Genomic DNA, 23,602 nt, shown 5'->3' with positions numbered 1-23,602 from the left:
TGCGGCCGGTCATCAGGCGACGCTCCGGAGCGCCTCGGCCGGACGGAGCCGACTCGCGCGCCAGCCGCCGAGCGCGCCGGCGATGAGGCCGCCGAGGATCGCCAGGCCGATCGCCAGCAGGATGATCTCGACGGTCACCGGGGCGTGCAGGACCACGTCGGTCGTCGACGCGGTGTTCGCGCCGCCGCCGAAACCACCGGCCGGCGCACCGCCTGTCGTGCCGCTGCCCGCGGCTGCGGTCGCCGCGCCGCCGGGCATGCCACCACCGCCACCGGCGCCCTCGCCGGTCGTGCTCGACGCGCTCGCCGAGATCGTCGGACTGATGACGTTCACGACGAGGATGCCGATCAGGCCGGCCGCGGCGCCGAGCACGCCGCCGATCAGGCCCTGCACCAGGGACTCACCGGCCACCTGTCGGGTGATGCGGCCGTTCGACCAGCCGATCGCCTTGAGGGTCCCGAACTCGCGGGTGCGGCGGGTCACGCCGGAGATCGTGAAGAGGATCGCGATGAGGAACGCCGCGGCGAGCACGACGATCGACAGCCACTTGCCGAGGTTCGAGACCAGGCTCGACGCGGTGCTGAGCGACCCGGACACGCTCGAGGCCAGGTCGGCCTCGGTGGAGACGGTGGCGCTCGTCAGCTTCGCCTGCAGTGCGGACTTGATCGTGCTGACGTCGGAGGAGGACTCCGCGGAGACGTAGATCGACGTGACCTTGCCATCGAGGTCGGCCAGCGCCTGCGCGGTGTCGAGCGGGATGTAGGTGTTCGAGCCCGTGGTCGAGGCCGAGCCGGTGGAGCTGACGATGCCGATGACGGTGAAGTCGGTGCCGCCGATGTCGACGGTGTCGCCGACCGCCTTCGACTCGCTCTTCGCGTACGACGCATCGAGCACGACGACGTCCTTGCCGGCGTCCTTCGCGGCGAAGGTGCGCCCCTTCGTGAGTTCGGTGCTCGTGAGCGGACCGACCGCCGCGCCGGACACCGGGATGCCGGTCACCGTGAACGAGTCGACGCTGAACGACCCACCGCCGAACCCGCCGCCACCGCCGGTGTCCCCGCTCGGTGGGCCCTGCTGGGTCGTGCTGTCGCTGCTGGAGTCACTGCTGCTGTCCGTGCTGCTGTCGTCCGTCGACTGCTGCTGCACCTGGCCGGAGAACGTGCTGTTCTCGAGGGTCAGCACACCCGTCGCGGCCTGCACACCGTCGGTGCTCGTGATCGTGGACAGGTTCGCGGCGTTCAGGGTGCTCGTGCCGCGCGCGACCGCGAGCCGCGACTGCGACAGGTCGGTCGAACCGCTGTCGTCGTCGCTGTCGCCCTGGCTGCCGAAGTCGAAGCTCGGACGCCCGCCGTTCGTCGACGCCGTCGCGGTCTTGGTGACGGTGATGTCGGTGCCGACGCCGTAGACGGACTGCAGGACGCTCGACTGCGCTGCCTGCACGCCACCCGAGATCGACGACACGATCACCACGAGGGCGATGGCCAGGGCCATCCCGATCGCGATGATGACCGTCTGCTTCTTGCGGTTCGTGAGTTCGCGCCTGAGGTAGGTCAGGAACATGGTTCTCCTCGGTGGTGGCCGGCTGGGGTCACCGGCCGCGCAGAGCACGCGGCGGGGCCGACGGAGGAGAACCTAGGCACGCTGTCGATGACCGGCCCATCGCTCACCTATGAGGCGGCTAAGGCCGCATCAGCCGACGTCGCCGTACCGCTGGCGCAGGTGCTCCGCGTACCCGCCGGGGGTCCGTCCGGCGAAACGCCCGCTCGTCACCACCGGCAGGTCGACGGTGGCGTCCACCCGGAAGCCGAGCGCCCGCGCCCGGGCCACCAGCCGCGTGTCCTCGTGCTCGGGCACCGGGTCGAACCCGCCGAGGCTGACGTACGCCGCGGCGAGCACGCCGAGGTTCGCGCCGTGCACGTGCCCGAGGGCAGCACCGGGCGGGTGCGCCCGCGTCCACCGGTCGAGCACCGCGGGCGCCAGGTCGTCCGGGTCGGGGACGACGGCGCCGACGAGCACCTGCGCGCCGGACGCCAGGGCGTCGGAGTGCTGGACGAGCCACCGTTCGTGCACCCGGGAATCGGCGTCGGTGTGGGCGAGCCACCGGGCCGCCGGGTCGCCGTCGTGCGCACGGAGCGCGTGCGTCGCCCCGATGGTCCGTGCCCGACCGACCCCGACACGGTCCGTGGTCAGGACGTCGACCGGGTACCGCTCGACCACCGAAGCGGTGTCGTCCGTGCAGCCGTCGAGCACCACCGTGACGGCAGCGTCGACTTCCGGTCGCTCCCTGCCGAGCCGGTCGACCGCCACCAGGAGCGCGTCGAGGCACGCGGCGATCCGGTCCGCCTCGTCGTGCGCGGGGACGACCACGTCGATGCGAGCACGCGGTTCCGGTCGGCTCACCGGATGATCCCCTCGGCCCGGGCCACCGAGGTGACCGCCGGGCCGGGCAGGACGCTCAGGACGAAGTCCTCCTCCACGTGTCGGAGCAGGGCAGGACGCGGCCACCGTTCGGTCAGCCGCGCGTCCACCGCGTCGCCGCTCGAGACCGCCTCGTCGTCGGGGTGCCGCCAGTGGCAGGCCACGAGCACGCCGTCGTCGTCGAGCGACCCGAGCACGCGGTCGATCGTCGCGTCGAGGTCGGCGGGCGACAGGTAGTACCCGACCTCGGACATCACCACCAGGTCCCAGCGCCCGTCCGGCCACTCCGCCGGCAGGGCCGCCTGCACGAACCGAACGGTCGGGGCGCGGCGGGCAGCACGCTCCAGCGGCGCCGCCGAGATGTCGGTGCCGAGGACGTCGTCCGCGCGTTCAGCGAGGGCAGCGGTCAGGACCCCGGTCGCGCAGCCGAGCTCGAGCGCCGACCGGTAGCGCGGTCGGGGGAGCGCCGCCAGCGTCACGGCACGCTTGCGCTGCTCGTACCAGGACCCGTCGAAGTCCCACCCCTCGGGCTTCCGGTCGTAGTGGGCGTCGAACGACTCGCGAGACCGCGACGGGGCCGACCCCGGCGCGAAGAACCACTCCGTCGCCTGGAGGTGGTGGGCGGCGTGCCGGTCGTCGACGATCGCCTCGTCCCCCGGCGCGGGCGACAGGGGCCGGGTCTGCGACGGGTAGGCGTCGAGGGCGGCACGCTTCCGGGCGACGAGGTCGTCGGGCAGCGACAGGGCCCGGACGTCGTCCCACGGGGCGACGGAGTGGTCCGGGTCGTCCCAGTGCCAGGCCCAGATCGGGTACGCGAGCAGGTCGACGTCGGGCGCGCTCGCCGCGGCGGCCTCGGCGACCTCACCGGCGACGCGGTGGTCGCGGTGCCCGTCCCCCCGCCACGGCGCGACGAGCAGCACCGGACGGGCGGCACCAGCGAGCACCGTGTCCAGGGTGTCGACGACTCGGTCACGGTGCTCCCGCGTCGTGCCGTCCGGGAGCCCCACCGAGGTCGACGTCACGTCGGGGTGCAGGGCGCCCAGAGCCGCCACGAACTCCGCGTCCCGGGCGGCGGCGAGCGCCTCCGGGTTCGTGGTGGGGGAGTCCGGGTGGGATCGCTCGCCGCGGGTGAGGAGCAGCACGTGCACGGGGATGCCGGCCTGCGCCGCGGCTGCGATCAGACCACCGGCGCCGAGCGTCTCGTCGTCGGGGTGCGGTGCGACGACCACCACCGAGCCGGTGCCGACCAGGTCGATCGCCGGGGCGTCCAGACCGTCGAGGAACCCCGTCCACGCCGCCGGGTCGGTCCCCGGTTCGCGGTGGTCGAAGCTCACCACGCGACACCGCCCCGCTCGAGCACCATCCGGCCGATGCGGGCGAGGTCCCTGGCGCCGTGGTCCTGCAGGACGTAGAGCTCGAGGTCGGCGACCCGTGCGGCGACGGCGGGGTCGGTGGTCAGCGGCGCCGGGCCGATCGTCGCGACCACCCGCTCGCGCACGGCGGCGACCGACCGCCGGACCCGTGACCGGACCGTCTGCGCCAGCAAGCGCCAGTCGGTGTCGTCGGAGGCCGGGTCCGAGCCGTCGATGCGGGCCGCGGCGTCGGCGAGGGCGTCCTCGGCGTCGGCGAGGTCGGCCACCGTGGCACCGAGTGCCGCCCGCAGCAGTTCGGACTCCGGGTGCGCGGCCGCGGTGTCCCGGAGCACCCGGGCCAGCCCCACCGCACCGCCCCACCAGCAGGCCGCGACGCCGATGCCGCCCCAGGCGAAGCCGGGACGCTCGAGGTACCAGCCGGGGGCGCCGACGGGGCGTGCCCGGACGCCGTCGAAGTCGACCGGGCCGCTCGGCACGTCCGGCATGCCGCGTGCGACCCACGCCTCGTCGTGCACGGTGATGCCGGACTGGCGCAGGTCCACGGCGAGGAGGACCCGCTCGTCACCGAGATGCGCGGTGACCAGTGCGTGCGAGAGCGTCGAGGCGAGCGAGCACCACGGCTTCGTGCCGTGCAGCAGGACCGTGCCGTCGTGCTGTGGTGCGGCGTCGAGCCGGAGGCCCCGCCCCTCGGCCGCGAAGACGCCCCACGTCGAGCCGTCCGGGGCATCGACCCCGGCCTGTGCCAGGATCCCGAGCGCGTCCAGGTGCGGCTCGACCGTGCGGGCGGTGGCGACGTCCGCCGCGGCGACCGCCGCGAGCGTGCCGAGGAACCCGCCGGCCGTGCCGGCGGACAGCAGCGGGGTGGTGGCGGCGACCGCCTGCGCGACCGCCAGACGGTCCTTGGGGGACGAGCCGGGCCTCCCGGTCGTCCGTTCGATCCGCGCGGTGTCCAGGTGCCGGGCCGACGGGGGCCAGGCTGCAGATCGCAACATGCTCCCCAACGTACGGAGGGGAAGACGTGGACGTGTCCTCGATCCACAGAACGCACTGGGCCGCGCCACAGACGACTCATAGGAACTTCTCGATACTCGAAGACGTGACCATCTCCCAGCCCGCAGCAGCCCCGCGCCTCACGCGTGCCGACGGAACCCCGTTGCGCATCCTGGTCGTCGACGACGAAGCCAGCCTCACCGACCTGTTGTCCATGGCGCTCCGGTACGAGGGCTGGGACGTCAAGAGCGCGAACGGCGGGCAGGACGCCCTGACGACCGCGCGGGAGTTCAAGCCCGACGCGATGGTGCTCGACGTGATGATGCCGGACCTCGACGGGTTGCAGGTGCTGAGCCGGCTGCGACAGAACAACGACGACACCCCGGTGCTGTTCCTCACCGCGAAGGACTCCGTCGAGGACCGCGTCACCGGGCTCACCGCGGGCGGCGACGACTACGTCACCAAGCCGTTCTCCCTCGAGGAGGTCGTGGCGCGCCTGCGCGGGCTCATCCGCCGCTCGCAGATCTCGATCTCCGAGGCCGGCGACTCCCGCATCGTCGTCGGCGACCTGGTGCTCGACGAGGAGTCGTACGAGGTCTCCCGCGCTGGCCGGCCGATCGAACTGACCGCCACCGAGTTCGAGCTGCTCCGGTTCCTGATGCGCAACCCCCGTCGGGTGCTCTCGAAGGCGCAGATCCTGGACCGCGTGTGGTCCTACGACTTCGGTGGCAAGTCGTCGGTCGTCGAGATCTACATCTCCTACCTGCGCAAGAAGATCGACGCCGGTGAGACCCCGATGATCCACACGGTGCGCGGCGTCGGGTACGTCATCAAGCCGACCTCGTGACCCTGCGGCGTCGGCTCGTCCTGAGCATCGTCGCCCTCGTCGTCGCCGTCAGCGCGGTGATCGGGGCGGCCAGCATCATCGCGCTCGCCTCGATCCAGACCAGCGCGATCGACAAGCAGATCACGAGCGCCACGCACCGGGCGCAGCGGTACCTGCAGCAGAACCAGTCGGGGCAGCCGAGCATCGACCTGTCACGGCCGTCCGGGCAGGCCGCTGGCACCCTGACGGCGTACTTCGTCGACGGGCAGGTCGTCATCGCGAACGTGCTCGACGACTACGGTCGCCCGAGCGGGATCCCGCAGACGAGCGCCGAGGCACTGGGGTCCGTCCGCGTGGACGCCGACCCGGAGACGATCGACCTCGGTTCGGACATCGGGCGCTACCGCCTCGCCGCCGTGAACGTCGGACCGGCCGTCCTGGTCGTCGGGCTCCCGATGGCGCCCGTCTACGACAGCGTGTGGAAGCTCTTCGCGGGGGTCCTCTCCGTCCTGGCGGCAGCACTGGTCGCCGGTTCGGTCGTCGCGGCCTTCGTCGTCAGGCAGTCGCTCCGGCCGCTCGAGCGCGTCGCCGAGACCGCCTCGACCGTCGCGCGCATGCCGCTCGACCGCAGCGACGCCCTCGACGGTGTCCGCGTGCCCGACACCGACCCCCGGACCGAGGTCGGCCGGGTCGGCAGCGCGTTCAACCGCATGCTGGGGCACATCGGCAGTGCGATGCAGGCCCGGGAACGCTCGGAGCAGAAGGTGCGGCAGTTCGTCGCCGATGCCTCGCACGAGCTCCGGACCCCGCTCGCCTCGGTTCGCGGGTACGCCGAGCTCACCCGGCGCATGGGCGGCGACCTGCCGAAGGACGTCGTCTACGCGATGAGCCGCATCGAGTCCGAGTCCATCCGGATGACCTCGATGGTGGAGGACCTGCTGCTCCTCGCCCGGCTCGACGAAGGCCGCGAGGTCCAGTTCGCCGAGGTCGACCTGACCGGCCTGGTGCTCGACGCCGTGAACGATGCCCACGCGGCGTCGCCCGAACACCCGATCGAGGTCGACGTCCCGCCGGAGCCGGTCACCATCACGGGCGACGCCGCACGCCTGCACCAGGTCATCGTGAACCTCGTCACGAACGCCCGGACCCACACGCCCGAGGGGACCCGCATCACCGTGGGCCTCGCCCCGGTCGACGGCGGCGTGGACCTCACCGTGCGCGACACCGGCCAGGGGATCGACCCGGAGTTCCTGCCGAAGCTGTTCGAGCGCTTCGCCCGGGCGGACAGTTCGCGGTCCCGCACGGTCGGGTCGACCGGCCTGGGGCTCGCCATCGTGGACGCGGTCGTGCAGGCGCACGGCGGGCGGGTCGAGGTGACGAGCGAGCCGGGGGACACCGTGTTCACGGTGCACCTGCCCCGCGACCCGGCCGCGGCTGCCGCGAACCAGTGACGGTCGGGAGGCGCGGGGCGGGCCCGCACCGCGCCTCCCGACCGCCGTTTGGTCACTCCCACGGCGTCTGCTACAGTTCTCGAAGCCAAAGACCGCCGGATGTCGTGCTGCTCGCAACGTGTTTGTGAACATCGTGACCGAAGGTCCTCACTCGTGAGGCATCCCGCGCAGGTGTTCCGAACCACTCCGCCCGTTCTCGGGGGAGCAGCTCCGAGCCTCTGCGCCGGAGCTTTTTTCGTTCGTGGACCTGGGGCTGCCGGCAAGACCCCCAAGGAGAACCATGGCGAACAAGGAAGCTGCGGTCGCCGAGCTCACGGAGTCCTTCCGTAGCTCGAACGCCGTTCTGCTCACCGAGTACCGCGGTCTCACGGTCGCGCAGCTCAAGGAGCTCCGCAACTCGATCCGTGAGCACGCCACGTACGCCGTGGTGAAGAACACGCTGACCAAGATCGCGGCGAACAACGCCGGTATCTCGTCGTTCGACGACGAGCTCGCCGGTCCGTCCGCTCTCGCCTTCGTCCACGGTGACACCGTCGCCGTCGCGAAGTCGCTGCGTGCATTCGCCAAGGCGAACCCCGAGCTCGTGGTGAAGGGTGGTTACTTCGACGGTAACCCGCTCACCGCGACCGAGGTGGACAAGCTCGCCGACCTCGAGTCCCGTGAAGTGCTGCTCGGCAAGCTCGCCGGCGCACTCAAGGCCTCGCTGTTCGGTGCTGCGTACCTGTTCCAGGCACCCCTCTCGCAGGCCGTCCGCACCGTGGACGCCCTTCGCGAGAAGCAGGAGTCCGCGGCCTGATCAGGCCCGCGTTCATCAACCACACGTACTAGCTAGTAGTAGGAGAAAATCATGGCGAAGCTTTCGCAGGACGAGCTCATCGAGGCCTTCAAGGAGCTCACGCTCATCGAGCTCTCGGACTTCGTGAAGAAGTTCGAAGAGGTCTTCGAGGTCACCGCGGCCGCCCCGGTCGCCGCTGCCGCCCCCGCCGGCGCAGCTGCTCCGGCCGAGGCCGCTGAGGAGAAGACCGAGTTCGACGTCATCCTCAAGTCCGCTGGTGACAAGAAGATCCAGGTCATCAAGGAGGTCCGTGGCCTGACGTCGCTCGGCCTCGGTGAGGCCAAGGCGCTCGTCGAGACCGCCGACGCCAAGATCCTCGAGGGTGCGAACAAGGAGACCGCCGACAAGGCGAAGGCGACCCTCGAGGCCGCTGGCGCCACGATCGAGCTCGCGTAGTCTCGACCGTTCCGGTCACGAAGGCCGCTGCCCCTCGGGGTGGCGGCCTTCGTCGTGTGCGGGGCGTGCGGGGATTTTGTCGCTTTCGCCAAAGCGACAGATGGGCCCGGAAAGATCTCGGCTTCTTGTCGCTTCAGTGCCTCTGACGGTACCCACTTCCCGAGAATCGTCGCTTTGGCATCGCCGCACGACCGCCCGGAGGCGCGCGGATTCTCCACAGATCGGCGAACGTTGCCGACATCGGTTGCGCTGGGCGACAGAGTGCCGCCATGCACCCCGCCAACGCCATCGCACTGTTCCGGACGAACAGACTCGACCGCGCGGACGCACGACAGCTGCAGCGCCGCAAGCTGGCCGGCGAACTCGTCCGCGTGCGCCATGGCGTCTACGTCGACCGCTCGGCGTGGGACGCGCTCGACGGCCGGAGCCGACACCTCGTCCGCATGCGAGCGGCTCTCCCGCTGCTCCGCGGAGGCGCTGTGTGGTCGCTCGACTCAGCGGCTGCGATCCTCGGGGCACCTCGTCTCGACCCGTGGCCGGAGCGCGTCCATGCGAACGTGCCCGCGCTGGAGCACGACCTCCGACGTACCGGGCTGACGATGCACGTCGGGTCCTCGCTGGTGTCGGGGCACCGTTTCCACGGTGTCGAGTACACCGCTCTCGCGCAGACGACGATCGAGCTCGCTCGTCGGGGACCCCTGGCTGCAGCGGTCGTCGGGTTGGACCACGCGCTCCGCAACGGAGTACGGCACGAAGATCTCGAGAACCTGGCGCTGACTGCCGGTCCGTGGGGAGCGGTCCGCCTTGAGCACGCGTTGGAGATCTGCGATGTTCGCCACGAGTCGGTGGGCGAGTCCTACTTCGCAGCGCGTGCGGCCGAGCTCGGGTGCCCCGACATGGAACCGCAGCACGAGTTCATCGGCGTGGACGGCGCCGTTGACCGGGTCGACTTCTGGTTGCCGAGGCAGGGGATCGTGATCGAGTTCGACGGGCGGCAGAAGTACGAAGACCGCGAGATGCTGCGGGGGAGGAGCGGCGCCGACGCCGTCTGGGGCGAGAAGCGGCGCGAGGACCGGGTCCGTGCTCGCGCCGAGGTCAACGGGTTCGTGCGTGTGTACTGGGAGCACCTCGTCGTGCCGGAGCGCCTCCGAACCCTGTTTCGTCAGCACGGTGTGCCGTGCCGATGACGTCCTGGCTTGGTGTTGCCAGAGCGACACTTCTCGCGGGAAGGGAGTCACGCCTCCCGGCAGAGCGACAGAATTACGCGAACGTTCCGCGGGCATCTGTCGCTTTGGCGGGAGTGAGCTCGTGAGGTCGTCGCGGGGTGGGCAGCCGCGGGCGGGCGGGGCGCGGGCGCGTCAGCGCAGCGTGCTGTGGCGGCGGCCGTAGGCCAGGTAGAGCAGGGCTCCGGCGAGCATCCAGATGCCGAAGGCGATCCAGGTGGTGGCGCCGAGGAACACCGCGAGCAGCACGCAGCTCAGGGTGCCGAGGATCGGCACGACGGGGAACAGCGGCACCCGGTACGAGCGCTCCAGGTCGGGCTGCGAGCGGCGGAGCACGATGACGGACACGTTCACCAGGGCGAAGGCGACGAGGGTGCCGATGCTCGTCGCGTCGGCGAGCTCACCGAGGGGCACGAGCGCGGCGACGATCGTCACGGCGATCCCGATGATGAGCGTGTTCGCGATCGGGGTGCCGGTGCGACGGGAGACCCGGCCGAACACCTTCGGCACCAGGCCGTCGCGGGACATCGTGAGCAGGATGCGGGTCTGACCGTAGAGGACGGTGAGCACGACACTGGCGATGGCGACGACGGCCCCGATCGAGAACACCAGCGCGACGAGCGGCTGCCCCGTGACGTCGACGACGATGCGGACGAGCGACGCCTCGGACGACGAGAAGTCGGTCCACGAGCGTGCGCCGACGGCGGCGATGGCGACCAGGATGTACAGCGCCGTGATGAGCGCGATGGAGCCGATGATCGCGCGGGGGAGGTCGCGGCGGGGGTTCTTCGCCTCTTCGCCGGCGGTCGAGGCGGCGTCGAAGCCGATGTAGGAGAAGAAGAGCCGTGACGCCGCTGCGGTGACCCCAGCGGCGCCCATCGGGGCGAGCGGCTCGAAGTTCTGCGCTCGGAACGCCGTGAACGCCACGACGACGAAGAAGACCAGCAGGGCGATCTTCACGAGCACCATGACCGTGTTCACCCAGGCGCTCTCGCGGGCACCGGGCAGCAGCACGACGGTGGCGAGCAGGACGAGGGCCGCCGCCGGCAGGTTGACCACGCCGCCGTCGACCGGGGGAGCGGAGAGTGCGGTGGGCAGGTGCAGGCCGAACACGCGGAGGGTCTCGTCGACGTACTCGCTGGCACCCACGGCGACCGCGGCCACCGAGACGGCGTACTCGAGAACGAGACACCAGCCGCAGATCCAGGCGATGCCCTCGCCCATCGTGGCGTACGTGTACGAGTAGCTGGACCCCGACGTCGGGACGGCGCCGGCCATCTCGGCGTACGACAGCGCGGACAGCAGCGCGGCGATCCCCGCCACGACGAACGAGATCCAGACGGCAGGGCCGGCGAGCGGGACCGCGGTGCCGAGGACGACCAGGATGCCGGTGCCGAGCGTGGCCCCGACGCTGATCATCGTCAGCTGCCAGACCCCGAGCGACCGACGGAGCGGTTCACCGTTCACACCACGGGAGGCCTCGGCCTGCAGCTGCTCGATCGGCTTGCGGCGGGCGAGCTGCGCCCCCAGGGACGTGGGACGGGACGGCGCGGACGACATGGGACCTCGGTGGTGCGGGGACGGGGACGGCACATGCTCGCACGCCCCCTGAACGGGGTCAAATACTGCGGTGCTGTGGAGGGGCGCTCGATGTCCGAGCGCGGGGCTACGGTGGCTCCATGAGCATGGGACACGGCGGGCGAGGCGGCGGTCCGCGCGGGGGCGGGCGCATCTCGAGCGGCGACTTCCGCGCGCAGAAGGCCGCCAACGCCGAGGCGCCGAAGATCCCGCACCTGGTCCGGCGCATTGCCGCGCTGTTCGAGCCGCACCGTCGGGCGATCATGCTCACGGTCGTCCTCGTGCTGGTCGGTGCAGCCATCTCGGTCGTGCCGCCGCTGCTCACCCAGCAGGCGTTCGACCGGGGGCTGTTTCCGTCGTCGGGTCGCCCCGACGTCCCGGTGCTGATCGAGCTCGTGTCCGCGATGGTCCTGCTCTGGATCGCGAGCGCCGGGGTCGGCGTCTGGCAGACGTACCTGACCGCGACGGTCGGCAACAAGGTCATGGGTGCGATGCGGATGCGCCTGTTCGCGCACCTGCAGCGGATGGAGCTCGCGTTCTTCACCCGCACCAAGACCGGCGTCATCCAGTCGCGCCTGCAGAACGACGTCGGCGGCGTCGCGAGTGTGCTGAACAACACGATCTCCTCGGTGCTCGGCAACACCGTGACCGTGATCGCCGCCGTGGTCGCGATGCTCCTGCTGAGCTGGCAGATGACGCTGGTCGCCGTGGTCCTGCTGCCGCTCCTCGTGATCGCGCAGCGCCGCGTCGGCCAGGTCCGGGCCCGCATCGCCGCGCAGACGCAGGAGTCGCTGTCCGACATGACGGCCATCACGCAGGAGGCCCTGAGCGTCTCGGGCATCCTGCTGGCGAAGAGCTTCAACCAGCAGGCCAGCGAGACCCGCCGCTACGGGGACGAGAACCGCAACCAGATCACCCTGCAGGTGCGCCAGCAGATGTCCGGGCAGTGGTTCTTCGCGATCGTGCAGATCTTCCTGTCGATCATCCCGGCGATCATCTACGTCGTCGCCGCGTACCTGATCATCGGCGACGTCCCGATCACGGCCGGCACGATCGTCGCCTTCACGACGGTGCAGTCCCGGCTGCTGTTCCCGACGGTCGGGCTGTTGCGCGTGGTCCTCGACCTGCAGACCTCCGGTGCGCTCTTCGCCCGCATCTTCGAGTACTTCGACCTCAAGCCGGCCATCACCGACTCGCCGACCGCCCGGCCCGTGGACGAGTCGAAGGTCGGCCACGTCGCCTTCGAGGACGTCGTCTTCACCTACCCCGACGGCGAAGCCGACAAGCCCACCCTGCGCGGGGTGTCGTTCGAGCTCCCCCCCGGGCAGTTCGCGGCCTTCGTCGGCCCCTCCGGCGCGGGTAAGACGACGGTCTCCTACCTGGTGCCCCGGCTGTACGAGGCGACCGAGGGATCGGTGCGGTTCGCCGGGCAGGACGTCCGCGACCTGGTGCACGAGGACCTGATGCGGCACGTCGGCATCGTCAGCCAGGAGACGTACCTGTTCCACGCCACGATCGGCGAGAACCTGCGGTACGCCAAGCCCGACGCCACCGACGACGAGCTCGAGCGTGCGGCCCGTGCGGCGAACATCCACGACACGATCGCGTCGTTCCCGGACGGCTACGACACCGTCGTGGGGGAGCGCGGTTACCGCCTGTCCGGTGGCGAGAAGCAGCGCATCGCCATCGCCCGGGTCATGCTGAAGGACCCGCCGGTGCTCGTCCTCGACGAGGCCACCAGCGCACTCGACTCGATCTCGGAACACGTCGTGCAGACGGCGCTCGACACGGCGGCGGCGGGCCGGACCACCATCTCGATCGCGCACCGGCTGTCGACGATCCGCGACGCCGACGTCATCTTCGTCCTCGACCACGGCCGGATCGTCGAGCAGGGCACGCACGACGAACTCCTCGCCCTCGACGGCACGTACGCGCAGCTGCACCGGCAGCAGAACACGTCGGCGGACGTCGTCCGCCCCTGACGGTCGTGGTCGTGGTCGCGACCGGGCACCGGACAGGAGGCCCGTGGCGGCGTCCGCACGGGCCTCCTGTCCGGCGCGCAGCGCGACCAGGGCGCGCCGTCCGCCGCGGGATCACGGTGCGTTGTCCGCGCACGACACATCCCAGCGGGACGCGGGGACCGCGTCCTAGACTCGATGCCGTGCGTTACGCGAACTCCGTCGTCGACCTCGTCGGCGACACCCCGCTCGTCAAGCTCAACCGGGTGACCGAGGGGGTGCGGGCGACCATCCTGGTGAAGGTCGAGTACCTGAACCCCGGTGGGTCGTCCAAGGACCGCATCGCCACCCGGATCATCGACGCGGCCGAGGCCTCCGGTGACCTGCGCCCCGGCGGCACCATCGTCGAACCGACCTCCGGCAACACCGGCGTCGGCCTCGCCCTGGTCGCACAGCAGCGCGGCTACCGGTGCGTCTTCGTGCTGCCCGACAAGGTCGGCGAGGACAAGCGCAACGTGCTGACCGCCTACGGTGCCGAGATCGTCGTCACCCCGACCGCGGTCGCGCCGGAGCACCCCGAGTCGTACTACTCGGTCTCGGACCGGCTCGTGCAGGAGATCCCGGGCGCCTACAAGCCGAACCAGTACGCCAACCCGAACGGCCCCCGCAGCCACTACGAGACCACCGGTCCGGAGATCTGGCGCGACACCGACGGGCAGATCACCCACTTCGTCGCGGGCGTCGGCACCGGCGGCACGATCTCGGGCACCGGACGGTACCTGAAGGAGGCGTCCGACGGCGGCGTCCGCATCGTCGGGGCCGACCCCGAGGGGTCCGTGTACTCCGGCGGCACCGGGCGCCCGTACCTCGTCGAGGGTGTCGGCGAGGACTTCTGGCCGAGCGCGTACGACGCCGGCGTGCCGGACGAGATCATCGCCGTGTCGGACGCCGACTCGTTCGCGATGACCCGGCGCCTGGCGCGCGAAGAGGGACTGCTCGTCGGTGGTTCCAGCGGCATGGCCGTCGTCGCGGCGCTCCGCGCTGCCCGCGACCTGACCGAGGACGACGTCGTCGTGGTGCTGCTGCCGGACGGGGGCCGCGGCTACCTCGGCAAGATCTTCAACGACCGGTGGATGCGCTCCTACGGCTTCGCCGAGACCGACGACGAGCGCACCGTCGGCTCGCTCATCGCCGGCAAGGACGGCCGCCTGCCCGACCTGGTGCACGCGCACCCGGCGGACACCGTGCGCGACGTCGTCGACATCATGACCAAGTACGGCGTCTCGCAGATGCCCGTGCTCAGCGCGGAGCCGCCCGTCGTCATCGGCGAGGTCGTCGGCGCCGTCGAGGAGAAGGCGCTGCTCGAGCAGGTCTTCACCGGCACCGCGAAGATGTCGGACGCGCTCACCGGCTTCGTCGGCGACCCGCTGCCCCTCATCGGCGTCGGCGAGTCGGTGTCGGCGGCGCGTCGTGCGCTCGAGTCGGCCGACGCGCTCCTCGTCGTCGAGGACGGCAAGCCCGTCACCGTCCTGACCCGGCACGACCTCCTCACCTACCTCTCCGAGTAAGGAACCACCGAGCATGACCGAGTTCAGCACCCGGGCCGTCCACGCCGGCCAGGAACCCGACGAGACCACCGGCGCCGTCATCCCGCCGATCCACCTGACGTCGACGTACGTGCAGGACGGCGTCGGCGGCATGCGCAACGGCTACGAGTACTCCCGTGCCGGCAACCCGACGCGTGACTCGCTGCAGGTGCTCCTCGCCGACCTCGACGGTGGCGTCGCCGCGTCGTCGTTCGCGTCCGGGCTCGCCGCCGAGGACGCCCTGCTCCGCGCCACGCTCGTCCCCGGCGGCCGCGTCGTGATGGGCAACGACGTGTACGGCGGCACCCACCGCCTGGTGAGCCGGCTGCACGTGCCGTGGGGCGTCGAGCTCGTCGTCGTCGACATGAGCGACCTCGACCAGGTCCGCGCAGCACTGCAGGGCGCACCGGCCACCACCGTCCTGTGGGTCGAGACCCCGACCAACCCGCTCATGAAGATCGCCGACATCGCCGCGCTCGCGACCCTCGGGCACGAGTCGGGCGCTCTGGTGGTCGTCGACAACACGTTCGCGTCGCCGTACCTGCAGCAGCCGCTGTCGCTCGGTGCCGACGTCGTCGTGTACTCGACCACGAAGTACCTCGGCGGACACTCCGACGTCGTCGGCGGAGCCGTCGTGCTGGCGGACGAGAAGCTCGCGGCGAAGGTGCAGTTCCTGCAGTTCGGCGCCGGTGCGATCTCGTCACCGTTCGACGCCTACCTGACCACCCGCGGCATCAAGACGCTCGCAGTGCGGATGGATCGGCACTCGCGGAACGCGCAGGCCGTCGCCGAGGCGCTCGTCGTCGCGCCGGGTGTCGAGCGCGTGTACTACCCGGGCCTGCCCGACCACCCGGGACACGACGTCGCCGCGCGGCAGATGCGCGGGTTCGGCGGGATGCTCTCGGTCGCACTGTCCGGTGGCCCCGAGGCCGCGAAGCGGTTCGCGGAGTCCACGGAGCTGTTCGCCCTGGCCGAGTCGCTCGGTGGTGTGGAGTCGCTCATCGGGTACCCGAGCGAGATGACCCACGCGTCGGTGAAGGGCACCGAGCTGGCCGTGCCGGAGAACGTCGTGCGGCTGTCGGTGGGCATCGAGGACGTCGGCGACCTGGTGGCGGACCTGGAGCAGGCGCTGGCGCGCTGACGCGGGACCCGGTGCCGGGGGACCGCTGCCGCGGGACCCGCTGCCGCGTCGTCGGCGCCCGCCCCTACGATGATCCGGTGAGCACAACGGCGTCGCGGACCAGCCTGCTGAGTGGGCCGTACGCCCTCGCGACGATCGGCATGGTCGCGATCGTCGGCGTCGCGGCGTTCCAGAACCTTGCGATGACGACGATCATGCCGGTGATCAGCCGTGACCTCGACGGCGAGACCCTGTACGCGCTCGCCTTCGCCGCCCCACTCGCCGCCGGGGTGCCCGGCATGGTGCTCGCCGGCAACTGGGCCGACCGGGCCGGTGGACGGATCGTGGCCTGGGTGTCGGCGGTGTTCTTCGCCGTGGGGACCGCCGTGGTGATGCTCGCGCCGACCATGGAGGTGTTCCTGGCCGGGCGGCTCATCGAGGGGTTCGGCGCCGGGGCCATCGACGTGGTGCTGTACGTTCTGGTCGCCCGGATCTTCCCCGCCGAGCTGCACGGACCGGTGTTCGCCGGGTTCGCCGCGGCGTGGGTCGTCCCGGCGCTGATCGGTCCCGCACTGGCCGGCATCGTCACCGACACCTGGAACTGGCACTGGGTCTTCGCCGGGGCCCTGGTGATCGCGCTGGCCGCGTTCGTCCTGCTCGTGCCGACCCTCGGCCGGTTGCACGCCCCGGCCGCATCGCTCCGCCCGCCGTGGCAGCGGGTCCGGATCGGGTGGTCGGTGGCGGCAGCCGTGTCGATCCTGCTGCTCAACGTGGCACCCGACCTGCCTCCGTGGGGCATGGTCGCGGCGGTCGTCGTCGGGCTGGTGGGCACCTGGTTCGCCCTGCGGCCGCTGCTGCCGACCGGGACGTTCCGGGCCGCGGCCGGGCTGCCGTCGGTCGTGCTGCTGCGCGGGCTCGTCGCCGCGTCGTTCTTCGGGAGCGAGGCGTACGTGCCGTTCCTGCTGCAGGCGGAACACGGGTTGTCGCCGTCGGCCGCCGGGCTCGCCCTGACGGTGGCGGCAATCAGCTGGGCCGCGTCGAGTTGGGCGCACGGCCGTCTGAGGGAGCAGCGGCTCACCGCCCGTCGCACCTTCGGGGTCGGGCTCGCACTGGTGCTCGTCAGCTTGGTGACCGCGCTCACGGTGGCGACGTTCGACCTGTCGTGGTGGGTACTGGTCGCCGGCTGGTTCGTCGGCGGTGCGGGCATGGGGGCGATCTACCCGCGTGCCTCGATGCTGACCCTGCGGTTCTCCGGAGAGGGCGACGACGGGTTCGCGAGTTCGGCCCTGACGATCGCCGACGCCGCGGGCAGCGTGATCGGTCTCGCGGTGACCGGCCTGCTCTTCACCGCGACCGGCGGAGCCGACGGCACGGTGTCGTTCCCCCTGGTGTTCACGGCGATGATCGGTTTCGCTGCGCTGGCGATCGCGGCCGTGCGGCGGCTCGGCCCGGTGCCGGCACCCGCGACGACGGGCCCGACGGGCCCGACGGGCAGCACCGGACCGGTACCGTCCTCGACTCCGTCGTCGCGCGGCTCGGCCGCCGGGTAGCGTGGCAGACCGGACCGAAGAGGAGACCACCGTGCTGCGCATCGTCGCCGTGACCGTCGCCCTGGCGGCGGCCCTGACCCTGGCCGGGTGCCAGGGCACGACGTCGGCTGCCCCGACCCCCGTGCAGAGCACCGACCTGACGAGCTCCGACGGGGGCTTCGACCAGCAGGCCGTGATCGGTGTCGTCCTGGTCCACGACGATGCGGCCCTCGCCGCCGGGCTGCGCGCCGGCCTGACCGACGCGGGGTTCCGACCCGACGTCCGGGTCGCTCCCGCGTCGGGCGCGGCGGCGTCCCAGCGGAGCGCGGTCGCCCAGCTCGTGCGGAAGGGTGCCAAGGCCCTGCTCGTGCACGCCGCTCGACCCGCCGCGCTGACCGGCGTGATCCAGACCGCCCATGACGCCGGGGTCGTCGTGGTGTCCCTCGGCGACCCGCTGCCCGCGACCGGCACCGGCGGCGACGGGGTGTCCGCCGACTACCGCGTACCGTCGGAGGGCGACGACTCGGACGTCGCGGCGACGGCGGTCGAGGTCGTGCGGTCCCTGCAGCGCGGCGAGAAGCCGGAGACCGATCCCGCGGACGGCGACACGACCGACGCTGAGTAGGCTCACGCGGCGACGAGCACGCGCACAGCGACGAGCACGCGCACAGCGACGAACGGGAACAGGCGATCAGACCGGGCGGTCCGCTCAGCTCCACCACGCCGGGAACGACAGCGTGATCGTCTCCACCAGCGCCTTCCGCGACCGCCGTGGCCCGGCGAGCCAGGCCTCGATCGCCCCGACGAAGCCCTGCGCCACGAACCCCGCGGCGACGTCGTCGAGCAGGTCGGGTCGGTGCGCGGGGTCGAGCTCGCGGATGTGCAGGGCGCTGGACACGGTGAAGTGCTCGACGAGCAGCCGGTGCAGCGAGGCGTCGTTCGGGTCCGGCAGCGCCTTGCCGTAGATGTCGCGGTGCGTGGTCACGTGCTCGACGACGGCGTTGATGCCGCGCCGGGTGATGGCTGCGAGCTCGTCGTCTCCGGCGCCACGGTCGGCGGCGGCTCGGCGCTCGTCGGCGTCGTCCTGCCGGATGCGGTCGAGTTCCGGCGTCAGGACGTCGGCGAGCAGCGATCCGGGTGAGACGGCGTGCGAGTAGAACGTGGCCCGGTTGATGCCGGCGGCACGCGTGACGTCCGCGACGGTGATCTCCGAGACCGGTCGGTCCGCGGCGAGTCGCAGGATCGCCTCGCGCAGCGCTGCAGTGGTGTGCAGGATCCGGGCATCCACCATGACGCCCACCCCCTTCTGATCCGCTTCACCCGGAAGGCCCCCGAGCAGTCCGACGGTACCGCATGGTGCGCGAGCGGCGGGGGGACGGCACGAGCCGCTTCACGCGGGCGGCCGGCACCGGCGGCACCGGGCAGGCACCGGCGACCGTAAGATGGTTCCGCGGACGAATCGATTCGATCGACCCGCGATCACCTCCGCCCCCTCATCGTCGAAGGACTCCTGTCTCGTGACCGCGCCCGCCACCACCGGTTCGCTCCGGGTCGTCCTGCACCCGGGAGACTCGCTCTCCCGCGGGCAGCGACTCGTCTACGTCTTCGTCCTGGGCGCCCTCACGGCGCTCGGTCCGTTCACGATCGACCTCTACCTGCCGGCGTTCCCGGCGATCAAGGACCAGTTCGGTGTGACCGACGGTGCGGTCCAGCTGACGCTCACCGCGACGACGCTCGGCTTCGCCATCGGGCAGCTCCTGGTCGGCCCGTGGAGCGACAAGGTGGGCCGACGTCTGCCGCTGATCATCGCGACGACGGTGCACATCGCCGCGTCGATCGGCGCCGCGGCCGCGCCGGACATCGAGCTGCTCGCGGTGTTCCGCGTGCTCCAGGGCATGGGCGCCGCAGCCGGTGGTGTCGTCGCGATGGCGACGGTGCGTGACCTGTTCGGCGGCAAGCCGCTGGTGCGGATGCTGTCCCGGCTGGCGATGGTGAACGGTCTCGCGCCGATCCTCGCGCCGCTCATCGGTTCGCAGATGCTGCAGTTCACCAGCTGGCGCGGGATCTTCGTCTTCCTCGCCTGCTACGGCCTGGCCGTGGTCATCGCCTCGATCCTGCTGATCGTCGAGACCCTGCCGCCCGCCCGCCGGCACGAGGCCGGGCACTCCACCATCGGCCAGCGCTACAAGGCGCTGTTCTCCGACCGGATCTTCGTCGGTGTCGCGCTCATCGGCGCGATGGTGTTCAGCGGTCTGTTCTCGTACCTCAGTGCGTCGCCGTTCCTGTTCCAGCAGGTCTACGGTCTCGACGCGCAGCAGTACGGGCTGCTGTTCGCCGTCAACTCCGTCGGGGTCGTCCTCGGCGTGCAGATCTCGTCGCGGCTCGCCCAGCGGGTGGGGCCGCAGTGGATCCTGGCGTGCTCGACCGCGACCCTGCTGCTCGCGTCGCTCGCGATCATCGTCCTCGACCAGCTCGGGGCCGGTCTGGTCGGCGTGCTCGTGCCGCTCTGGTTCTTCATCGCCGCGTGCGGGTTCTCGTTCCCGCTCGTCCAGGTCATCGGTCTCGCCGCCCACGGGAAAGAGGCGGGGACCGCCGCCTCGGTGCTCGGCGCCCTGAACTTCGGCGTCGCGGGGCTCATCTCGCCGGTGGTCGGCTGGCTCGGCATCACGACGGCCACCCCGATGGCGATGGTGATGGCGTCCACCGCCGCCGTCGCGATCCTGATGCTCTGGTTCGTGGTCCGCCCCCGGACGGTCCCCGCGCTGTCGCACTGACGGCCCGGACCGGGCGTCGACGCCGGATCCCACGTCGGCGGGTCCCGCCATCCACCGGCCTGGAGGCGCGGCTCGCGCCCGACACGGAGGCAACCCCTCCGGCCGACCCGGGTGCGCCCACCCCTGCCGCGGCCGTCGGGGCGACCTCGCCGGGCCCGGCGGCGACGGCACCGACCGGCACCGCGCCTCCTGTCCGTGGCGACGCAGGTCCGCTGGGCCCGGTCGCCGATGCGTCAGCGCGCGGTGAGGCCGGCGAACTCGACGGCGAGCAGCCCGCCGACGACCAGCACGACGAGGCCGCCGACGAGCAGGAACGCCGAACGCTGCTCGTACCAGGCGCGGCTCGTCGGGTAGCGCCTGGCGAACGTGCGTGCCGAGACCGGGCGGGACTCCTCGACGACCTGCACACCGAGCGCGTCGACCACCCGGTCGAGTCCGTCGTCGCCCCACACGTCGGCACGGAGCCGGAAGAGGTGGGTGCCGGTCCGGTCGAACGCGACGAGTTCCCGAACGGTCCGGTCGACCGACGAACCGAACGTCGTGGCGAGCACCAGGCTGTGCACGCGGTCGCGGGGGACCCGCCGGTGCGCGGTGAGCACACCGCGGATCGTCAGGCCGTCGTCGTCGATCCCGACGAACGCGGTGTGCAGTCGGACGAACACGATGCCGACGGCCGCGGCCATCGCGACGACGACCCCGGCGAACACGGCCCACGTGCGGAACGGGAACGAGACCCAGACCAGGGCGACGGCGAGCGGCACGGCCGAGAAGGCGATGCTCAGCGCGGTGGAACGGACCAGGGACCGGCGCGGACGGAGGACCGTGTCGAAGACGGCGGGCCGCACGGGTACTGCCGCGGGCACGGTGGTGTCCCCCATGGCGCGTCTCCTCGTCCCCTCGGGTGTTCCGGGCACGCTGATCAGCACGCCCTCCGAGCGACGCCCCTGCCGCCCGATGCACCGCGTCGGCTCGTCCCGGAGCCGTTCGCTCGGCCAGCATAGGCGACCGACGGGTACCGGGGACAGCCCGTTCCACCCCCGACCGGCGTTTCACGGCCAACCGAGGGGGAACAGGGCACGCGCTCGTCCGCAGGGTGGGGGACCACTGCGCCCTGAAGAGCACTGCCCCGTGGAACGACGAAGGACCCGCACCGATCGGTGCGGGTCCTTCGTGGGTGGTCCTGTCCTGCTCGCTGCGGAGAATGGGGGATTCGAACCCCCGAGGGCTTGCACCCAACACGCTTTCCAAGCGTGCGCCATAGGCCACTAGGCGAATTCTCCTGACACCGTCTCGCGACGGCGACACCCAATGGTACAGGTTCTCGGCCGTGCTCACGACCGCGTGTCGTCGGCGCCGGTGCTCCCAGATGTCGTGACATGTGCGGCGACTACCCTGGGCGTCGTGTCGACCCGCATCTACATCACGTCAGCAGAAGGGCACACGGGCAAGAGCACCGTCGCCCTCGGTGTCCTCGAGACCCTCGCCCGGTCCGTCGGCCGCGTCGGCGTGTTCCGGCCCGTCGCCCGCTCGGTCGTCGAACCCGACTACGTGCTCGAGCTGCTGCTGCAGCACACGGCCGTCGGCATCTCGTACGACGACGCGGTCGGCGTCACCTACGACGACGTGCACGCCGACCCCGAGGCGGCGCTCGGCACCATCGTCACCCGGTTCGCGCAGGTCGAGCGGCAGTGCGACGCCGTCGTGGTGCTCGGGTCCGACTACACGGACGTGGGCAGCCCCACCGAGCTGTCCTTCAATGCGAAGGTCGCCGCCAACCTCGGCGCTCCGGTGCTCCTCGTGCTGGGCGGCCGAGACGCCGCCGAGCGTGCGGCCCGCACCCCTGAGGGGATGGCCCAGGTCGCGGACGTCACGACGAGCGAGCTGCGGGCGGCACACGCGCAGCTGTTCGGCGTCGTGGTGAACCGCGCCGACCCGGACGCCCTCGCCGCCATCGTGACGAGCGTCGAGCAGGCCGTGCACGACGACCACCCGGACGTCCCGGTGTGGGCGATCCCCGAGGACCGCGTGCTCGTCGCCCCGACCGTCCGCGCGCTGCTGCAGGCCACCGGCGCCACCCTGGTGCGCGGGGACGACGCACTGCTCGACCGCGAGGCCCTCGGCACCGTCGTCGCGGGCATGAGCATGGAGAACGTCCTGCCCCGCCTGATCGAGGGTGGCATCGTCGTGGTCCCCGGAGACCGCAGCGACGTCCTGATCGCCACCCTGCTCGCCAACCAGTCCGAGACCTTCCCGAGCCTGGCCGGGGTCATCCTGAACGGCGGGTTCGAGATCGCCCCGCAGGTGTCCCGGCTGCTCGAGGGCCTGTCGAGCTCGCTGCCGATCGCGCAGAACGACCTCGGCACCTACGACACCGCCCTCCGGATCACCCAGACCCGTGGCCGCCTCGCCGCGGACTCGCCCCGGAAGGCCGACCTCGCGCTCGCCCTGTTCGAGCAGCACGTCGACGCCGAGGCCCTGCGCGACCGCCTGCAGCTCGCCCCGTCCGGCGTCGTCACCCCGCTGATGTTCGAGCACGGCCTGCTCGACCGCGCCCGCAGCTACGGCAAGCGCATCGTCCTGCCCGAGGGCGAGGACGACCGCATCCTCCGCGCCGCCTCCACCCTGCTGCAGCGCCAGGTCTGCGAGCTCACGATCCTCGGTGACCCGGCTGCGATCCGCACGCGGGCGACCGAGCTCGGCCTCGACCTCGAGGCCGCGCAGCTCGTGTCCCCGTTCGACCCAGAGCTCCGGGAGCGCTTCGCCGAGGAGTACACCCGGCTCCGCGCCCACAAGGGGATGTCGATCGAGCTCGCCCGCGACACCGTCACCGACGTCTCGTACTTCGGCACGATGATGGTGCAGCTCGGGCTCGCCGACGGCATGGTGTCCGGCGCGAAGCACACCACGGCGCACACGATCCGGCCGTCGTTCGAGATCATCAAGACCCGTCCGGACACCTCGATCGTGTCGAGCGTGTTCCTGATGGCGCTCGCCGACCGCGTGCTCGTCTACGGGGACTGCGCGGTGATCCCGGACCCGACGAGCGAGCAGCTCGCCGACATCGCCATCTCGTCCGCCGAGACCGCGACCCAGTTCGGCATCGCCCCCCGCGTCGCGATGCTCAGCTACTCCACCGGCGACAGCGGCTCCGGCGCCGACGTCGACAAGGTGCGCGCCGGCACCGCGTTCGTGCGGGAACGCCGGCCCGACCTGCTCGTCGAGGGCCCGATTCAGTACGACGCCGCAGCCGACCCCACGGTCGCGTCGACCAAGATGCCGGACTCCCCGGTCGCCGGCCGCGCGACGGTGTTCATCTTCCCGGACCTCAACACCGGCAACAACACGTACAAGGCCGTGCAGCGCTCGGCCGGCGCCGTGGCGATCGGCCCGGTCCTGCAGGGCCTGCGCAAGCCGATCAACGACCTGTCGCGCGGCGCCCTGGTGGGCGACATCGTGAACACCGTCGCGATCACCGCGATCCAGGCCGGCACCGCGACCGACGCGGCCTGACCGCCCGACCCGCACCGCGCCTCCAGGCCCGACAG

At 71.6% G+C, this 23,602-nt stretch carries 19 protein-coding genes and 1 tRNA gene; 12 read left to right on the top strand and 8 right to left on the bottom strand.

Annotation, left to right across the window (positions count from 1 at the left end; translation table 11 throughout):
* Positions 1-12 precede the first annotated feature (12 nt).
* The 4 genes from DEJ17_RS08635 to DEJ17_RS08620 all read right to left on the bottom strand — a co-directional run bounded on the left by DEJ17_RS08635 (position 13) and on the right by DEJ17_RS08620 (position 4,783).
* Positions 13-1,560 (bottom strand): ABC transporter permease, encoded by a 1,548-nt coding sequence (locus DEJ17_RS08635; protein ID WP_110893044.1) that lies wholly within the window; start codon positions 1,558-1,560, stop codon positions 13-15.
* Between the two features lie 129 nt (positions 1,561-1,689).
* The gene (locus DEJ17_RS08630; protein ID WP_181421112.1) at positions 1,690-2,400 is read right to left on the bottom strand and encodes a glycosyltransferase family 2 protein; all 711 of its coding nucleotides are present in this window, start codon (positions 2,398-2,400) and stop codon (positions 1,690-1,692) included.
* Positions 2,397-3,752, bottom strand: a complete 1,356-nt coding sequence (locus tag DEJ17_RS08625) for a bifunctional PIG-L family deacetylase/class I SAM-dependent methyltransferase (RefSeq protein WP_258366729.1) — start codon at positions 3,750-3,752, stop codon at positions 2,397-2,399. Before DEJ17_RS08625 ends, DEJ17_RS08630 begins: the two co-directional genes overlap by 4 nt.
* Entirely contained in the window at positions 3,749-4,783 is a 1,035-nt protein-coding gene (locus tag DEJ17_RS08620; RefSeq protein ID WP_110893038.1) for an acyl-CoA/acyl-ACP dehydrogenase, read from the bottom strand. Before DEJ17_RS08620 ends, DEJ17_RS08625 begins: the two co-directional genes overlap by 4 nt.
* 104 nt (positions 4,784-4,887) lie before the next feature.
* On the opposite strand from DEJ17_RS08620, the gene DEJ17_RS08615 reads away from it, so the two are divergent.
* The 5 genes from DEJ17_RS08615 (at position 4,888) to DEJ17_RS08595 (ending at position 9,476) form a co-directional block, all read left to right on the top strand.
* Complete coding sequence (locus tag DEJ17_RS08615; RefSeq protein ID WP_110861513.1) at positions 4,888-5,628, top strand: response regulator transcription factor; 741 nt, start codon at positions 4,888-4,890, stop codon at positions 5,626-5,628.
* Positions 5,625-7,058: a cell wall metabolism sensor histidine kinase WalK gene (locus tag DEJ17_RS08610; protein ID WP_110893036.1), complete on the top strand. Its 1,434-nt coding sequence runs from the start codon at positions 5,625-5,627 to the stop codon at positions 7,056-7,058. The genes DEJ17_RS08615 and DEJ17_RS08610 overlap by 4 nt, the downstream gene beginning before the upstream one ends.
* A 280-nt stretch (positions 7,059-7,338) precedes the next feature.
* Positions 7,339-7,854 carry a 50S ribosomal protein L10 gene (gene rplJ, locus DEJ17_RS08605; RefSeq protein WP_017888663.1) on the top strand — a complete coding sequence of 172 codons (516 nt, stop codon included), beginning with the start codon at positions 7,339-7,341 and terminating at the stop codon, positions 7,852-7,854.
* Positions 7,855-7,905: 51 nt separating this feature from the next.
* The gene (gene rplL / locus DEJ17_RS08600) at positions 7,906-8,289 is read left to right on the top strand and encodes a 50S ribosomal protein L7/L12 (RefSeq protein ID WP_027466380.1); all 384 of its coding nucleotides are present in this window, start codon (positions 7,906-7,908) and stop codon (positions 8,287-8,289) included.
* A 269-nt stretch (positions 8,290-8,558) separates the two neighbouring features.
* The gene (locus DEJ17_RS08595; protein ID WP_110893034.1) at positions 8,559-9,476 is read left to right on the top strand and encodes a hypothetical protein; all 918 of its coding nucleotides are present in this window, start codon (positions 8,559-8,561) and stop codon (positions 9,474-9,476) included.
* A gap of 171 nt (positions 9,477-9,647) precedes the next feature.
* Here DEJ17_RS08595 and DEJ17_RS08590 read toward each other — a convergent pair whose 3' ends face one another.
* On the bottom strand, positions 9,648-11,072 hold the full coding sequence (locus DEJ17_RS08590; RefSeq protein WP_110893032.1) for an amino acid permease: 1,425 nt from the start codon (positions 11,070-11,072) through the stop codon (positions 9,648-9,650).
* Positions 11,073-11,197: 125 nt separating this feature from the next.
* Here DEJ17_RS08590 and DEJ17_RS08585 point away from each other — a divergent pair, with 125 nt between their 5' ends.
* From DEJ17_RS08585 to DEJ17_RS08565, 5 genes are all read left to right on the top strand, one after another.
* Positions 11,198-13,072, top strand: coding sequence for an ABC transporter ATP-binding protein (locus DEJ17_RS08585; RefSeq protein ID WP_110893029.1), 1,875 nt, complete (start codon positions 11,198-11,200; stop codon positions 13,070-13,072).
* A 179-nt stretch (positions 13,073-13,251) separates the two neighbouring features.
* A complete protein-coding gene (locus DEJ17_RS08580) occupies positions 13,252-14,616 on the top strand; it encodes a cystathionine beta-synthase (protein ID WP_110893027.1) in 1,365 nt (454 codons plus the stop codon).
* A 13-nt stretch (positions 14,617-14,629) separates the two neighbouring features.
* On the top strand, positions 14,630-15,775 hold the full coding sequence (locus tag DEJ17_RS08575) for a cystathionine gamma-synthase (RefSeq protein ID WP_110893025.1): 1,146 nt from the start codon (positions 14,630-14,632) through the stop codon (positions 15,773-15,775).
* A 77-nt stretch (positions 15,776-15,852) separates the two neighbouring features.
* Positions 15,853-17,304, top strand: a complete 1,452-nt coding sequence (locus DEJ17_RS08570; RefSeq protein WP_110893023.1) for an MFS transporter — start codon at positions 15,853-15,855, stop codon at positions 17,302-17,304.
* A gap of 1 nt (position 17,305) precedes the next feature.
* Complete coding sequence (locus DEJ17_RS08565) at positions 17,306-17,908, top strand: substrate-binding domain-containing protein (RefSeq protein ID WP_181421111.1); 603 nt, start codon at positions 17,306-17,308, stop codon at positions 17,906-17,908.
* Positions 17,909-17,992: 84 nt separating this feature from the next.
* On the opposite strand, the gene DEJ17_RS08560 is transcribed toward DEJ17_RS08565, so the two are convergent.
* Positions 17,993-18,574 (bottom strand): TetR/AcrR family transcriptional regulator, encoded by a 582-nt coding sequence (locus DEJ17_RS08560; protein ID WP_146239667.1) that lies wholly within the window; start codon positions 18,572-18,574, stop codon positions 17,993-17,995.
* Positions 18,575-18,800: 226 nt separating this feature from the next.
* Here DEJ17_RS08560 and DEJ17_RS08555 point away from each other — a divergent pair, with 226 nt between their 5' ends.
* The gene (locus tag DEJ17_RS08555; protein ID WP_110893017.1) at positions 18,801-20,057 is read left to right on the top strand and encodes a multidrug effflux MFS transporter; all 1,257 of its coding nucleotides are present in this window, start codon (positions 18,801-18,803) and stop codon (positions 20,055-20,057) included.
* 233 nt (positions 20,058-20,290) lie between these two features.
* Here the strand turns inward: DEJ17_RS08555 and DEJ17_RS08550 are convergent, their stop codons facing one another.
* Both DEJ17_RS08550 and DEJ17_RS08545 read right to left on the bottom strand, forming a co-directional pair.
* On the bottom strand, positions 20,291-20,935 hold the full coding sequence (locus DEJ17_RS08550; RefSeq protein WP_110893015.1) for a hypothetical protein: 645 nt from the start codon (positions 20,933-20,935) through the stop codon (positions 20,291-20,293).
* Positions 20,936-21,252: 317 nt separating this feature from the next.
* Positions 21,253-21,337, bottom strand: a tRNA-Ser gene (locus DEJ17_RS08545).
* A gap of 121 nt (positions 21,338-21,458) precedes the next feature.
* Between DEJ17_RS08545 and pta the strand changes: the two genes are divergently transcribed.
* Entirely contained in the window at positions 21,459-23,567 is a 2,109-nt protein-coding gene (pta, locus tag DEJ17_RS08540; protein WP_110893013.1) for a phosphate acetyltransferase, read from the top strand.
* Positions 23,568-23,602: the final 35 nt, after the last annotated feature.

Source organism: Curtobacterium sp. MCSS17_011 (assembly GCF_003224275.1).
Classification (GTDB): Bacteria; Actinomycetota; Actinomycetes; order Actinomycetales; family Microbacteriaceae; genus Curtobacterium.
The sequence above is the reverse complement of the archived record's forward strand: the minus strand, read 5'-3'. Positions and strand labels throughout refer to the sequence as shown.